Annotated in this window: 13 protein-coding genes and 1 riboswitch; of the genes, 6 read left to right on the plus strand and 7 right to left on the minus strand. The window is 53.0% G+C overall.

What is annotated here, in order from left to right:
- Positions 1 to 65: 65 nt before the first annotated feature.
- From abc-f to EL645_RS20665, 7 genes are all read right to left on the minus strand, one after another.
- Positions 66 to 1493 carry a ribosomal protection-like ABC-F family protein gene (abc-f, locus tag EL645_RS20635; RefSeq protein WP_218031940.1) on the minus strand — a complete coding sequence of 476 codons (1428 nt, stop codon included), beginning with the start codon at positions 1491 to 1493 and terminating at the stop codon, positions 66 to 68.
- Positions 1490 to 1744 (minus strand): ATP-binding cassette domain-containing protein, encoded by a 255-nt coding sequence (locus EL645_RS44340; RefSeq protein ID WP_126552254.1) that lies wholly within the window; start codon positions 1742 to 1744, stop codon positions 1490 to 1492. Before EL645_RS44340 ends, abc-f begins: the two co-directional genes overlap by 4 nt.
- Before the next feature lie 466 nt (positions 1745 to 2210).
- Positions 2211 to 3380 (minus strand): VWA domain-containing protein, encoded by a 1170-nt coding sequence (locus EL645_RS20645; RefSeq protein ID WP_126552255.1) that lies wholly within the window; start codon positions 3378 to 3380, stop codon positions 2211 to 2213.
- Positions 3370 to 5682 (minus strand): DUF5682 family protein, encoded by a 2313-nt coding sequence (locus EL645_RS20650; RefSeq protein ID WP_126552256.1) that lies wholly within the window; start codon positions 5680 to 5682, stop codon positions 3370 to 3372. Before EL645_RS20650 ends, EL645_RS20645 begins: the two co-directional genes overlap by 11 nt.
- Positions 5683 to 6807, minus strand: coding sequence for an ATP-binding protein (locus EL645_RS20655; protein WP_126552257.1), 1125 nt, complete (start codon positions 6805 to 6807; stop codon positions 5683 to 5685). It lies immediately after the preceding gene.
- A gap of 1 nt (position 6808) precedes the next feature.
- A complete protein-coding gene (locus tag EL645_RS20660; protein ID WP_126552258.1) occupies positions 6809 to 8356 on the minus strand; it encodes a DUF5691 domain-containing protein in 1548 nt (515 codons plus the stop codon).
- An 11-nt stretch (positions 8357 to 8367) separates the two neighbouring features.
- Positions 8368 to 9693, minus strand: coding sequence for an SWIM zinc finger family protein (locus EL645_RS20665; protein WP_161977538.1), 1326 nt, complete (start codon positions 9691 to 9693; stop codon positions 8368 to 8370).
- 271 nt (positions 9694 to 9964) lie between these two features.
- Here EL645_RS20665 and EL645_RS20670 point away from each other — a divergent pair, with 271 nt between their 5' ends.
- The 6 genes from EL645_RS20670 to crcB (EL645_RS20695) all read left to right on the plus strand — a co-directional run bounded on the left by EL645_RS20670 (position 9965) and on the right by crcB (EL645_RS20695) (position 13273).
- A complete protein-coding gene (locus tag EL645_RS20670) occupies positions 9965 to 10342 on the plus strand; it encodes a hypothetical protein (protein ID WP_126552260.1) in 378 nt (125 codons plus the stop codon).
- A gap of 96 nt (positions 10343 to 10438) precedes the next feature.
- The gene (locus EL645_RS20675) at positions 10439 to 10624 is read left to right on the plus strand and encodes an Hsp20/alpha crystallin family protein (RefSeq protein ID WP_126552261.1); all 186 of its coding nucleotides are present in this window, start codon (positions 10439 to 10441) and stop codon (positions 10622 to 10624) included.
- Positions 10597 to 10833, plus strand: coding sequence for an Hsp20/alpha crystallin family protein (locus EL645_RS20680; RefSeq protein WP_126552262.1), 237 nt, complete (start codon positions 10597 to 10599; stop codon positions 10831 to 10833). Before EL645_RS20675 ends, EL645_RS20680 begins: the two co-directional genes overlap by 28 nt.
- Positions 10834 to 11118: 285 nt before the next feature.
- Positions 11119 to 11871, plus strand: coding sequence for a hypothetical protein (locus tag EL645_RS20685; protein WP_126552263.1), 753 nt, complete (start codon positions 11119 to 11121; stop codon positions 11869 to 11871).
- A 349-nt stretch (positions 11872 to 12220) separates the two neighbouring features.
- Positions 12221 to 12301, plus strand: a riboswitch (Fluoride riboswitch).
- Between the two features lie 69 nt (positions 12302 to 12370).
- Positions 12371 to 12757, plus strand: coding sequence for a fluoride efflux transporter CrcB (crcB, locus tag EL645_RS20690; protein WP_126552264.1), 387 nt, complete (start codon positions 12371 to 12373; stop codon positions 12755 to 12757).
- The gene (crcB, locus tag EL645_RS20695; RefSeq protein WP_126552265.1) at positions 12758 to 13273 is read left to right on the plus strand and encodes a fluoride efflux transporter CrcB; all 516 of its coding nucleotides are present in this window, start codon (positions 12758 to 12760) and stop codon (positions 13271 to 13273) included.
- Positions 13274 to 13678: the final 405 nt, after the last annotated feature.

Below are 13678 nucleotides of genomic sequence, written 5' to 3' on the forward strand. Positions count from 1 at the left end.
ATGGAGCTGTCCCTCACTGCTATATAAGATAAGGGACAGCTCGTTGTAATGTGATAGCCAGGATCTTATTCGGCTGAGGAGCGCGTTAGCTGCTCATCCTCTGCTCGCTGTTTGAGATGACCATCGACCAGCTGCCAGATCGTGCCGCCGAAGCGTTGGATGAACCAGCGATCATGTGAGATGACGATGATCGGGCCGCTGAAGTGTAGCAGTGCTGTTTCAACCGCTTCGAGTACGTCCAGGCTAATGTAGTTGGTCGGCTCGTCGAGCAGCAGTACGTTGGGTCTGGCGGCCAGCAGGCAGGCAATCTCTAGTTTCCTTCTCTGTCCGATACTGAGTTGCCCAACTTTCTTGTGTATATCCTCCAGGCGGAAGAAGCCATAGCCAAGCAAGCGCCCGATAAATTCTCCTTCATACCCAATCTGGTCATACTTATAGACCTCAAGCACTGTCTTTTCCAGGTCGGGGAAGACGGATTCCTGGGCCAGGTAACCGATGCGTGCCCCCTCAACGATCTGCACTGAGCCGCTGTCAGGAGATTCATCACCGTTGATGAGTTTGAGCAGGGTCGTCTTTCCCATGCCATTGGGACCTGTTAGCATGATACGGGTTTGTGGCTCGATGGTCAGGTTGAGCTGTTTAAAGAGTTCACGTTGCCCGAAGCTTTTATTGATCTGTTCCAACTGGATGATCAGCTGGGATTGCAATGGCTCGGCCTGGAACTGCGAATTTACCTGTAGCGGCTCGGGCGGCCTGGGGATGGGATCCGCTTCTATCCGCTCTAGCTGCATCTGCGCTGCACGCACGTTGCGGGCCACGGCGCTCTCTACGTTCTGACTAAAGAAGTAGCGTGCGTATTTATCGTTATCCCGGGTGCCCCGATTGCTGTGCCCGACCTGGCGACCACTTGTGCGAATGCGCTTTTGCAGCTCTTTTATCTCTTCCTGCTGCTGTTCATACTCGTTCTCCCAGCGTTTGCGCTCGGCCTGTTTGGCGGCGATATAGGCATCATAATTCCCTATGTATACCTTGAGTTGATGGCTATACTCATCAATCTCAAACATGGTATTCACGGTTTTATTTAAAAATTGGCGGTCGTGTGAGACCATGACTACGGCTCCCTGGTATGAGGAGAGATAATTCTCAAGCCATTCCATGCTGACAAAATCCAGGTGGTTGGTGGGCTCATCTAAGAGCAGGATCTCTGGTGAGGATAGTAGCAAGGTTGCCAGTCCAACGCGCGCTTTTTCGCCACCTGATAAGGTTTCGATGGCACGGGTGCGTTCGAGGTAGTTCAGGCGTAGCCCTGCCATGATCAGGTCTATCTTGTAATCAAGCTCGTAACCACCGCGATCCTGGAAGCGCGTTGAGAGCGTTGCATACTCGTCCATCAGGGAGGAGAGTTGTTCCGCGTCAGCATTGGCCATGGCTGCTTCCAGGGCATGCATTTGTTCCTCTAGTAGCTTGAGATTGCCAACCGAGGCCAGAATCAAATCCTGGATACTTTGTCCGTAGAAGTCAGGGTGGTTTGTGGAAGATAGCCGAATTCGATGCCTGGCGCATACGTTATCGCTCCACTATCGATCTCTTCTTGTCTGACTAACAGGCGCAACAGCGTTGATTTGCCAACCCCGTTGGGGCCAACAATGCCGATGCGTTCGCTGGCGTTGACCACGAATGCGATGTTCTGTAAAACCGTGTGGTTGCCGTAGGATTTAGTCAGTTCTTTGCATGATAATAACATAGAGTAGAGCACCTCACTTCTGCCGCTGGAGTAGCAAGAGGGGGTAGTGTGCCTCTCGCGCTTAGAGAAATTGTAATCTGCTCATGAGGTACACAGCACTTCATCGGAAGTTGCAATTTGGCGGCAGGCAAGGGCTTGTCAGCACAAAAAGCTACAAGAATGCAACATAGGTAGAAGGGGGATGATCCATGAGCATTGGAGGTTGGTAGCAATAAAAACCAGGGCGCTAAAAAGCAAGCATTATTAAAGGTGGTAAGTTACCTGGTGAATTGCTATCAGTGGCGTGGTATGCTCATGCTACACGTAGATATCTCCTTGAGGAAATTTGATATAAATAAAGTATACCTGAAAGTCTTCAGAAAGTCAAGGACGTATTCGTTTGTACATTTTTTATATACTTTGATATTATTTGTTGCTAAAGTCCTTTGTACATAACACAAAGGACTTTAGCAACAAATAATAGCTTTTATATATCTGCCCGGCTGGTGACAATATCGTTTTGGGCGGCCCACAGGTTGAGGTCTTGCCGTTGGATAGCGGCGGCCATCAGATCTGGAAAGAGGTCTGGTGTGCAGGCAAAGGCTGGAATACCCAGTTGGGCCAGGGCGGCGGCGTTGTGTTTATCGTAGGATGGCGCTCCTTGATCGCTCAATGCAAGCAAACACACCACCTGGACCCCGGCGCTGGTCAGTTCAGCGGCTTTGCGCAACATACCTTGCCTGTCTCCTCCTTCATATAAATCTGTGATCAGGACCAGGATGGTCTGGGAGGGCCGCGTAATTACCTGCTGGCAGTAGCCCAGGGCCTGGTTGATGTCGGTTCCTCCTCCTAGCTGCGTGCCAAACAATAGGTCGACCGGATCTTGCAGGTCATCGGTCAGATCGACAACGGCGGTGTCAAAGACGACCATGCGTGTGCTGACGGCTTTGAGCGTGGCCAGTACCGCACCGAAGATGCCTGAATAGACTACTGAGGAGGCCATGGAGCCGCTTTGATCGACGCAGAGCACAATATCGCGCAGCGAGGAGCGTTTGTGTCCGTGTCCCACCAGGCGTTCGGCGATGACTGTCCGCTGTTCGGGCAGGTAGTTTTTCAGGTTGAGGCGGATAGTGCGATCCCAATCGATCTCGTTCTGGCGCGGTCGATAGCTGCGGGTTGAGCGATTAAGGCTGCCTCGTACGGCCTGTAGCAGTGGATTGGCCAGCTTGCGCTCTAGCTCGTTGACGACTTTGCGTACCACCTGGCGTGCCGTATCTTTAGTTTTTGCTGGAATGACGCGGCTCAATGAGAGCAGGGTGGCGACCAAGTGTACGTCGGCATCGACCTGTTCAAGCATCTCTGGCTCTAAAAGCATCTGCGTGAGGTTGAGACGCTGCAGGGCATCCTGTTGCATGATGCGGACCGTCGAGCTTGGAAAGTAAGAGCGAATATCTCCCAGCCAGCGTGCTACGCCCGGATTTGATCCGCCCAGGCCGCCGGTGCGCTCTTCTGCGTTATAGAGTGCCTCCAGCGCCTGGTCGATGTCGATGTCTCTCCCCTCCAGATTATCGGCCGGCTCTTCGTTTGTCTGCTCGGCGTCCTGTTTTCCCAGGATGAGCCGCCAGCGGCGTAGCCGTTCTTTCTCATCAATTGCCATTTTTCACCCCCATTAATTGAGCCAGCACGGGTAAAACGTGGGCTGCATGTGCATAATCTAAAGCTACCTGCTCGTTCTGCCCACGCGTGCTGACCCTATTCTGCACTGGTTGATGAAGCCGTTTGATTTTTTCTCCCATGTGTCGGCGCTCCGGCGCCTGGAAGCTGGCAAATGCCCTCCTCAGGATAGGTAGCAGTTGGATGAAGTTGTCGGAACTTAATACGCTTAACCATTGATCGAGGGCGCGCCAGAGGTCGTCCTGGTGCAGGATGAGTAGCCCGCTTCCGCGTATCACGCCTTCTATCCAGGCGGCGGCCTGCGTGAGTGGCACGGCAGGTGATAGGGCCAGCTGGATTAGCCGTTGCATCTCTGCCTCGGTGAGTGCCTGCTGGTCTAAGAGCAGGCGGCAGCAGCGACCACGAATCAAGCCATGAATATTGTCGCGCTCGGCCAGCGTTTTTAACCTTTCCTGCCAGACCTGGCGCTGTTGCGGATTATCCAATAATTGAATACTATCTTGCACATTATCGATACTTTTCAGCATTGCGAGGGCCGCGTCATCATCCAGCGAGAAGCAGGCTCCTGGTAAACCAATCAGGCTGCGCTCGAAGAGTCCATCTATGATGGGTAGTATGCGTTCGGCTCGGGTCTGACGCACATCGCCATAGCGTGCGACTCGCGCCAATGGCGGCAGGGCGTCCATCAGATGGCGCACATCGGTTGAAAGCGCGGCCCGTTCCTGCAGGATAGCCAGCAACTGGTCGGTGGCGGCGGGCAGTTCCGCCAGAATCACGCGCTGTAATAGCTCTGTCAGTGCTGGCAGTTCGGTCTGCTTGCTGGCACTAGCGGTGACATAACTGGTGGCCGCAGTTGCTACTGTATTGCCCCATATATTGGCTTCAATGATTGCGACGGCGAAATTGACCTTCCATTGCAGTTGCCAGTGCTCGTGGAAAGTACCTGCTTTTCCGCTGACGCGCACCTGTTTGCCCCAGGGGATCGAGAGGAGCTGTAAGCGATGCAGTAGCTGGCTGCGCGCCCGATCCGTGTCTTTACGCAGGTCTAGCTCTAGCTTTGTCTTTTCGGTGGATGGTTTGAGGCGCAGGCGCTGTTGCCAGTATTCCACATCATGCTGTAGTGGGACCGCTGGCGCTTCTTTGGGAACCTCTCCAAGTTTGTCACCCACCTCTAGCTGGTCGCGAATAAGCTGCATCGGCGCCATATCGCCATGGCATAACACGGTCATGATGGCTTCGTTGTGCTCCGCCAGTCCTGGTTGGGTGAGATCGCGCATGGCGGCCAGTGACTCGGTCAGCCGTACCGCTTCAATGACGCTGGCGGACGAGGCGTCCAGTCCGTGTTCGCGCAGTAGATGCGCGGCCCTGGTGATCCAGCGTGTAGTTAACTGTTTAGGAGCGGTCCACAGGTGAGCATACCAGCCGGGAGCCTCCATGCCAGCGCCATAGCCGCTGCGCGAGGAGAGGCGCGAGTAGGTCCAGGGAATCCAGGTTGTCGTTACTTTGATCTGTGTCAGCCCTTTGAGTAGCTCTGTATCTTCTTGCGCTGGTCCTGGATTGGTTAGTACCGGCGCGTGCCAGGCGCCACAGATGACGGCGATGCGCTGGTAGTTCTCTTTTTGGGCGGCCCGTATGGTCTGGCGCATATAGGCTTCGCGCTGTGCCTCTTCCGCTTTTGGCGCTCTGGCATCGGCGCGGAGCGCTGTCATGGCTTCCAGGATACCTTCAAACAGGTCAACGACGTTCTGTCGCTGCTCGATCTGGCGTTCCCACCACAGCTCATGGTCAGTATAGCCTGCGGCCTGGGCGAGCAGCGTGAGCGGGTCTTCTTGTAGTAATGTTTGCTCGTCTGTTTCAGGCGCTACGACCGTGGCCGTGCTGTTTTGGCGCAGTGCTTTCTTCGCCTTATTGCGTGCGGTCGGCCTGCCAGGTTCGTTTGCCTCTGCGTCTTCTCCCTCCTCTAGCCGTGCCAGTTGGATGGACTGGGGGAGATCCATAAAGCGCGCCGGGATCTCTGCTTTCTGGGCATATTTGAGTGCCTGCCATTCAGGCGAGAACTGTGTGAATGGATAGTAGACCGCTTTCTTTGGTTGTTCCGGCGCATAGATGAGCAGGGCGACCGGGGGCTTCATCTTTGCCTGTTCCATAAATGGGAGCACCTCTTGTGCGTCGGGCGGCCCTTCGATCAGCAGGATATCTGGCTTGAGTTTTTCCAGGGCGGCGCGTAGACTGCGCGCGCACCCCGGACCATGATGGCGAATGCCAAAGACATGTATACTACTCATCTATAGCACCTCATGGCACGCTCGATACAGATCTTTCCAGCCCTCACGTTCTTTGACTACGGTCTGTAGATATTCCAGCCAGACCACGCGATCTTGAACCGGGTCCTTGACGATGGCTCCTGTCAGGCCGGCGGCCAGGTCGCCTGCGTGTAGCTCGCCATCCCCATAATAGCCGGCCATGGCCAGTCCATTGTTGATCACCGAAATAGCTTCGGCGGTAGAAAGGGTGCCGCTGGGCGACTTGATTTTTGTTTTGCCATCGATCGTCTTCCCTGAGCGTAGTTCGCGGAAGACCGTCACCACGCGACGGATCTCTTCGAGCGCGGGCTTCTCGGCGGGAAGTTCCAGGGCTTTGCCCAGACTGGCCACGCGGCGATCTACGATCTGGATCTCCTCTTCAATACTGCTGGGCAGGGGCAGAATAACGGTATTGAAGCGGCGGGTGAGCGCGCTGGAGAGCTCGTTGACGCCTTTGTCGCGGTTGTTGGCAGTGGCGATCACATTGAACCCTTTGCGGGCCTGTACTTCTGTGTTGAGTTCTGGTACTGGCAGCGTTTTTTCAGATAGGATGGTAATCAGGGTATCCTGTACCTCGCTGGCGATACGGGTCAATTCTTCGATGCGGGCGATCTTACCGTCCTGCATCGCTTGCATCATCGGACTGACGACCAGCGCCTTTTCTGATGGACCCTCTACCAGCAAACGAGCGTAGTTCCAGCCATAGCGAATCGCGTTCTCATCGGTGCCCGTCGTTCCCTGAATCAGCAGGGTCGAATCGCCAGCGATCGCCGCTGCCAGGTGTTCGCTCACCCACGATTTTGCAGTACCGGGTATACCGTAGAGGAGAAGAGCGCGGTCGGTGGCCAGGGTAGCGATGGCGATCTCCATCAAGCGAGCATTGCCAACGTATTTCGGCGTAACCACAAAGCCATTGTCGAGCTGCCCACCCATCAGATAGGTGCGCACTGCCCAGGGAGAGAGCTTCCAGTTGGGTGGACGCTGGCGCGTATCGATCTTGCTCAACTCTGCCAGTTCTGCGGCGAATTGTTGTTCGGCATGCTGGCGTAGAACGGCTTCGATTTTCGTGTCGATGGCGGTGCTGGTTGTGCTCTGGCTGGTTGTCATATTATGCAATCTCCTCTAAAAGTTGTTTACGTATCTCAATAAGTTCTAGAAAAGTGGACATCTGTTGTTGGCGCTGCTGCGCATACCAGGAAACGTCTTCCGCTGGAAGCTCCCATGGCTGCCGGGCTAATTCAAGGCAGTCGGGGTGGATAGCCCTGGCTACTGTTGAGAATGTGTTTTGCCAGGTAGTGTGGTTGATTAAGTTTGAGCCTGAGCTTTTATAATATTCGACTGAGTCTTGATAATAAAGGCGCAGTTGCTGTAGACATAGCAAGCTGAATGATCGATTCCAGGACGCGGGCGCAATGATAATACCGGCTGGCCAGAAATCATTGTGCCGTATAAGTGGCTCTATCAGCTTTTCAGCGACCTCCTGTGGCAGTTGCGCCAGCATTTTGTGGCACAGGTCGCTATCGAAACTTTTGTTGGCCCGCAATTGGTAGCGTATACAGCGTTCCAGCAATGGCTGATACCAGGAAACATTCTGATAGCGCCAGGCTGCCTGTTGCAGGTCCGTCATTAGCGCGTAACCGTGTGGGCTTTCCTCCACCAGATCAATAAACGCCTCCTTCGCAAGGGCGAAGCGCTCACTCCAATGTTGTGGTGCTACCCTTTTGAGGGCGTGGTGCAGCCAGCCTTCTGTGTTTAGTTTGTCTGAATAGTATGGTGTCAGTGCCAGAGCTGCTTTCCTGTCTGCATCCAGTTGTTGGGGTAGCTCGATCGTCAAACAGTTCTTCTTATAGTTTAGAAAACCCTCTGCTGCGGCTAGAAAGCGTTGGGTCAATGGTGTGGAGGATAGGGACAGCATAAGGTCGGCGGCTTGCTGGCGCACGCCTTCGCTGCGATCACTAAGGGTTTGCTCTAGAAAGCTTTGATCAGCGAGCGAGAGGCCGGTTTGCAGTTGGGCCAGTAAGGCTTCGCGTACCTCGGCCTTCTCTTGTTTCCAGGCCGCCGCCAACCAGTCGCGAGCTTTGGCTGGATCTTGCGTACGCATATGACCCAATATCTCCTGGCGCTGTTTGAGCGTGCCTTCCTGCCAGATTTTTTCGGCGTCGGCTGGTAGATGCTGGGTTTGTTCGGATTGCTCAATCCAGCTCCATGCTGGAACAAACTGGCTGAGCCAGCGACCACGCTCCCCAAGTATTGGTACCATTGCGGCCTGGATTTCCTGGTGGGTGGTGGCATAGGTGATGCTTTGCGGCAACATTTCATAGGGCAAGCGCAATTGCCGTCTTTGCAAGTGCTGCAGAGCCTCTGGCAGCAAGATATTTGCTGGCTGTTGGAATAGCCCCTCGATCAGCCGTGCTACGCGTGTTGAGCAGGGAGCCCATGTCTCTGGCCCGGCCGTGGCCAATGGTTCTGGTGCGCTGGCCGCGATCATACCAGCCTGTGAGTAAATGGCCTGGGCACCGGCTGCCAGCAGGAAAGAGCGCTCGCCTTTGTCGGCTGGCAATTGCTGTGTCAGCTCATCGAGGGCTGTCTCTGTCGCCGGAATCTGTGAGCCTTGTTGGGCGGTCCCCACCACGGCAGTGCGTAAAAATGTGTCCATTCTGTCCCTCTCTAAAGCAAGTGATAGGTATGATCGACCAGCACACCAAGCGGCAGGAGCGTTTCGCCGTTCCACTCGCCTGCGAAATCTACGGCGTGCCCGCCCGAGAGTGCCAGGAGCTTCCAGTGTTCATCCTGGGTCCGAGCCAGAGGTAAGGCCTGCCCTTGCCGGTCGCGCAAATACCAGCGCTTGCTCTCTTTTTCATAGATGGGGAGGGTATTTTGTATCACACAAAGAAACTGTTCCTGCCAGGGATGGCGTGCAAGTTGCCTGGCTACTCCACCTAGAAAATCCTCAATGCTTGCTACTCCTGGCAGTTGTTCTTGAATTGGCTGGCCGACCCCTTGCCGTTGTGCGAACAAAGCACGTTGTGGGACCACTCCGGGCCAGTAGACCAGTTCGGCCGCCTGATGGGTTCCCAGGGGATAGTGTTCAGTAAATGGGGTGCCGGCGAAGGAAAATTGTAGTACGAATGTGTCGTGTCCGGTGGTTGTGCCACGTAGCCAGGTGCGCTGCGTGCGACCTCGCTCGATAGTTTCGCGCGTCTGTCCGAGAAAGAGCCAATCGTCAGTGACATGGCTACCATGCTCAAGAACCTCTGCTTCTTTCAGTGACCAGCCGACCAACTGGCGGATATTTTCTTGTGCATCCGGCTCAAAACGCTCCTGGTGCTGGTATGCCTCTGTCAATAAGGCCAGCTTACCCAGTTGGGCCAGTAGTCTGGTCGTCCAGTTTTTCGAGGCATTGGGAATGGTTGCCAGTACACGGATGCGGGCAGCCAGTCCGCTGGCCTGCGCATCCACCATCTGGGCCGCCTGCTGCTCCCAGAACGAGGCTGGCTGGGTTTCCAGGCCGCCTAATCCATTGCGGATTAGATCATTGAGCCAGAGGTCTAACTGTTCGATCCCCTGTTGTATCTTCTCCTGGCGCTTCTCTGCGCTTTTCTTCTGTTTCCCTTCAGTGGGCTCCTGGCTGGCTTTAGTCGTGGATGTTTCCTGGCGTTTTTGTTGGGCGGCGCGCTTCTTTAACCAGCTGCTGACCCATTCCAGTGGCTCGCTTTCTGGTAGTGCCTCTGGGGTCGCGGCGGCCAGAAAAAGCAGGCCCAGACTATGTTTACAGGGAAGTTTACGACTGGGACAGCTGCACTGGGTGGTGAACGTTGCGCGTTCCATGCGCACTTGATAGAGGCCGCTTCCCTGACATTCTCCCCAGATCGCTTGCTCGTTGTGGCCCAGGTTGAGCCAGAATTTTGTCTGCGCCAGCTTCTTGCCGGCCTTTACCGCGCTGGCATCGGGCGCCATCTGGCTGACCTGGTCTGTTGTGATATGTAATTCCACGAGTGCGTTTCCCCCGAAGAAGTTTTTTGTTCTGCTATTATATTCTTTCCAGGCGCCCCCAATGCGGAAAAGCCTATTTATCAGGACCTTCCGCATTGTCAGTCAGAATAAAGGCAGCTGGCTATACCCGGGTTGAAACTTGCGCCCCTACCTGATACGTGAGAGTGATATGTACTTACTTATCATGAATTGCTGATTTTTCAAGCGAATCCACCCTGGCGCAGTGCGGAAAGGGTGGTATGTGCTTTCTGATAGGAATGGAGGAAAAAGAATGGATGCTCACCAAGAGCAAGAATATAAAACTGAAAATAGTTCCCATAAGAAAAGTGTTGAAGAATTAAATAAAGAAGCTATCGCTAAAGGTACGACTCCTGAGAAACTTCAGCAGGAGGCCAGTGCGGTCCCCGGCCAGAAGCCAGGCCATAGAATGGTGGACGGTTATGCGATGACCCAGGGAGAAGAACCCGCTGAGCCACAGCGTGATGAGCGCGAAGGTTATGATCCTGCCCATAGCGGTGTGCGCCATGCACAGAATAAGCCGGGCGCTCCCACGCAAACACCAGGTCGTGACGAAGGTACTGCCTGGTCTTCTCAGGAGCAGATGGGTAGCCTGAGAGATACTTTCGACCAGAAGAATCCTGCAGAATAGTTCGTTCCTGGCTGGCAGACAGCGGAGCTCGCCACGCTTAAGCGGTGCTTACAAGCTATTCAGTTGAGTGTATAATCACCCAGAAAGGTAGGCGGTATGCAAGAGAAGGCTAAGATCCAGCATATTCCTGTGAAGGTCTATCGTACTGCTGATCGTTTAATGATTGCTGCTCCTATGCCGGGACTCCAGCCAGAGGATATTACTGCCCAGGTTTCTGAGAGCGGGCATCTGGTGATCCAGGGGACCTGCGTGGTGTGCTCAAAGATGTCAAAGAGCTTTTGATTGATGAGTGGAGCGTAGGCGGCTACTATCGGGATATCGATTTACCTGATGTGGTCGATGGCATTCATGCGAATATGAATTACGGCAATGGCGTACTGGTTATCGCTTTTCCTTTGAGTCAGCAGATGCAGCCCGCGACTTTAAGGCTGCAGAAGATTGCGACAGATCGTGGTGGCCGTACTGGCAATTCGGGTCATGCCGCTCCGTAGCTGTGTCTCTTTGTTAGTCTCGTTGCCCAGAAAACAATTTATGCCAGCTGCGCTCGCCAGGGTGCAGCTGGCATAAATTTTTGTGTTCTCTCCCCCATTGTCGGCAAGCAGGTTAAGAAAATTAAACGTTGGTAAAGTTTTCTTAAACTTCTGCCCAACCTCTATTCTTTTTATCTATTATATGTTTCAATATAGAAATGTTATGAGTGGTTTCGTGCTATGTCGGAATATTTTAGCGTATAGGTCTCTCTCTATATTGAATGATAGATAAATGAGGTGGAATGTATGTCGATGCAACATACAACGGCTATTGCTGACTTATCCTCGCCTGTGCTAACGGTTTGTTATGTGTCTTCTGTTAGCTCACTGAGTCTGGCGGAATTAGCTTATTTTTGTAAAGAAGAGATGCGTAAGTATTGTCGTGGTGAGGTGGCGGATGATCGCTATGCTTTAGAAATTTTTCGGCGCGCTATGAAGTTGCATGATGCTCAGGCCTGGGATGTATTGCAGCAATGTTTTTCTGGTATCGTACATACCTGGATGCGCCGCCATTCCAAACGGGAGCGCGCTTATGCCTTGGATAGTGAGGAGAACTATGTCGCCCAGGCATTTACCCGTTTCTGGCAGGCCAGCATCAATAATACTGAGCTTAAGTTTACGTCTCTGGCTTCGGCCTTAAATTATTTACGCGCCAGTTTGAATGGTGCAATTATGGATACATTACGGGTCTACACGCATGTAAATGAAGTACCACTGCCAGACGCGAATGAGCCGGGTTATAGTGGAGATCTGGTGGCTGAGGAAGTAGAGGATCATGATGAGTTGTGGCATGCCGTTCATTCTTTTTTGAGCGGTGAGCGTGAGATTCGCCTGGCATATTTACATTTTCATTGTGGTTTAAAGGCCCGAGAGATTGTCCAATTTTGCCCGGATGAATTTGACGATGTACAAGAAATTTATCGTTTGCGCCACAATATTTTTAAGCGTTTGACGCGCAATGCTGCCCAGATTCGCTGGCGCCTGAGCTGTATCAGTTAACTCCATGTACAACATTCTTTTTCCTTTCCTTTTCACAAATCTCGTAATGTGTTTTATCCATCATGGCGATGGGAAGCATCTCGTTCTCTGGCGGGCGCAGGCGCGCCCGCACATTTTTTTTGCACCACTGCAGAATGACTCCTTGAGCACCGCAGACGCGTAGCTTTTTCCTGTTCGTCCAGAGATCACGAGCGAGCGATAAGAGGTCCATTCTTTCAGGTGTGGAGTGTATGGGGGCGGCCGCAACCGCCCCCCATACACTCCACACCCCCAACCCGCCGCCGTAGGCGGCAAAAGAAAGAATTTGCATTCAGCACCGAATATGGTATGATGATATGACATAAACAAAAATCCATTTGGTGATGGAGCTCACCTGGTCAATACATTACTTTGACTGAACTGCAGAGAAGCTGATGGCTCCTGATGGCGCACAGATATTAATCGCGTCGTCAGGAGTTTTTTTGCGTCAAGATCTGAAAAAGTAGGTAAAGAAAGCAGTATGAATGTATCTTCTCTAGCGCAATTAGTAGGTATCGGATGTGCAGGCGCTCTGGGAGCCGTAGCACGTTATATGCTGGGATATATGATTACCCGTCGTGCCGGTTCCGTTTTTCCCTTTGGAACACTCATTATTAATGTCAGTGGCTCTTTTTTGATTGGCCTGGTCTTTGCTTTGACGGCCCGGCATATCGTTAGCCCCGCCTTACAACTCATCCTGGCCACTGGCTTCTTAGGTGGCTATACCACCTTCAGTACTATGTCCTGGGAAGGTGTGCAGCTGGCTCGTGGTGGCAAGCTGTGGGCAAGTGCATTATACCTGGGTGAAAATGTCATACTGGGTATACTGGCTGTCGCTCTGGGCATTGCGGCGGGATGGTGGCTATAAATGCAAAAAAAACATTTTAACTGGCAGGGCCTGGCAATTGTTTTCTGTGGTGGATTTTTAGGTACCATCAGTCGCTATCTCCTCAGCCATGCTATTCAGGGGGCACTGGGAAATGGTTGGCCCTATGACATTCTATTGATCAATATCAGTGGTGCATTTGTGCTGGCACTGCTGTCAACGCTGGCCGATGCGACCCTGTTTATCAATCCGGCTCGTCGCCTCTTCCTCAACGTTGGTTTCCTGGGCGCATACACCACCTTTAGTAGCCTGGCATTAGGCGATATGACGCTGCTGACCAGCCAGAAAGCCCTGCTGGCCTTGCTCTACCTGTTTTGTAGCATCTGTGGTGGTATTATCGCCGTCCTTCTCGGCCAGTTGATTGGCCTGCGCATCATCCAGCGCGTAAGAGCTCCTTATGTGCGTGTGGCAGATGAAAATGCGGAACAGCCTGAAACCTCAGAAATGCTCGCGCCCTCGGCCAGCATTGAATCCTTACAAGAAGAAGAGCGGCTATAATCGCAGGGAGATCATGGCAAGCGATACGATGGACCCTCTTTCATGCATGGTGGGCGGCCGTAACCGCCTACCACCCACACTCTCACCCCGGCGCCGCAGGTGCTAAAGAGGAACAGTAAAAAGCCCTGGGGCGACACTACCTGCAATGCAAAGAGGCGAAATTTAGCGTACAATCAAACTAACAACAAATCCCTTCAATTGCCTATTGAAATGTAGGTTTGTGGATGGACAGTAGAAGTGCGCCCGGTTACATTGCTGTAAGTACCTGGCCACAATTCCGTCGTAAAGGAGCTTGATAACAGCTCTTGAAAAATGATGAAAAAGTGGTAAAATGTATTTCAGATTACGTAAAACATGAAGCGGTTGAAAGAACCATTCATACCTGGGAACAGGTGTAATCAGTTA

Source organism: Dictyobacter kobayashii, assembly GCF_003967555.1.
Taxonomy (GTDB): domain Bacteria; phylum Chloroflexota; class Ktedonobacteria; order Ktedonobacterales; family Ktedonobacteraceae; genus Dictyobacter; species Dictyobacter kobayashii.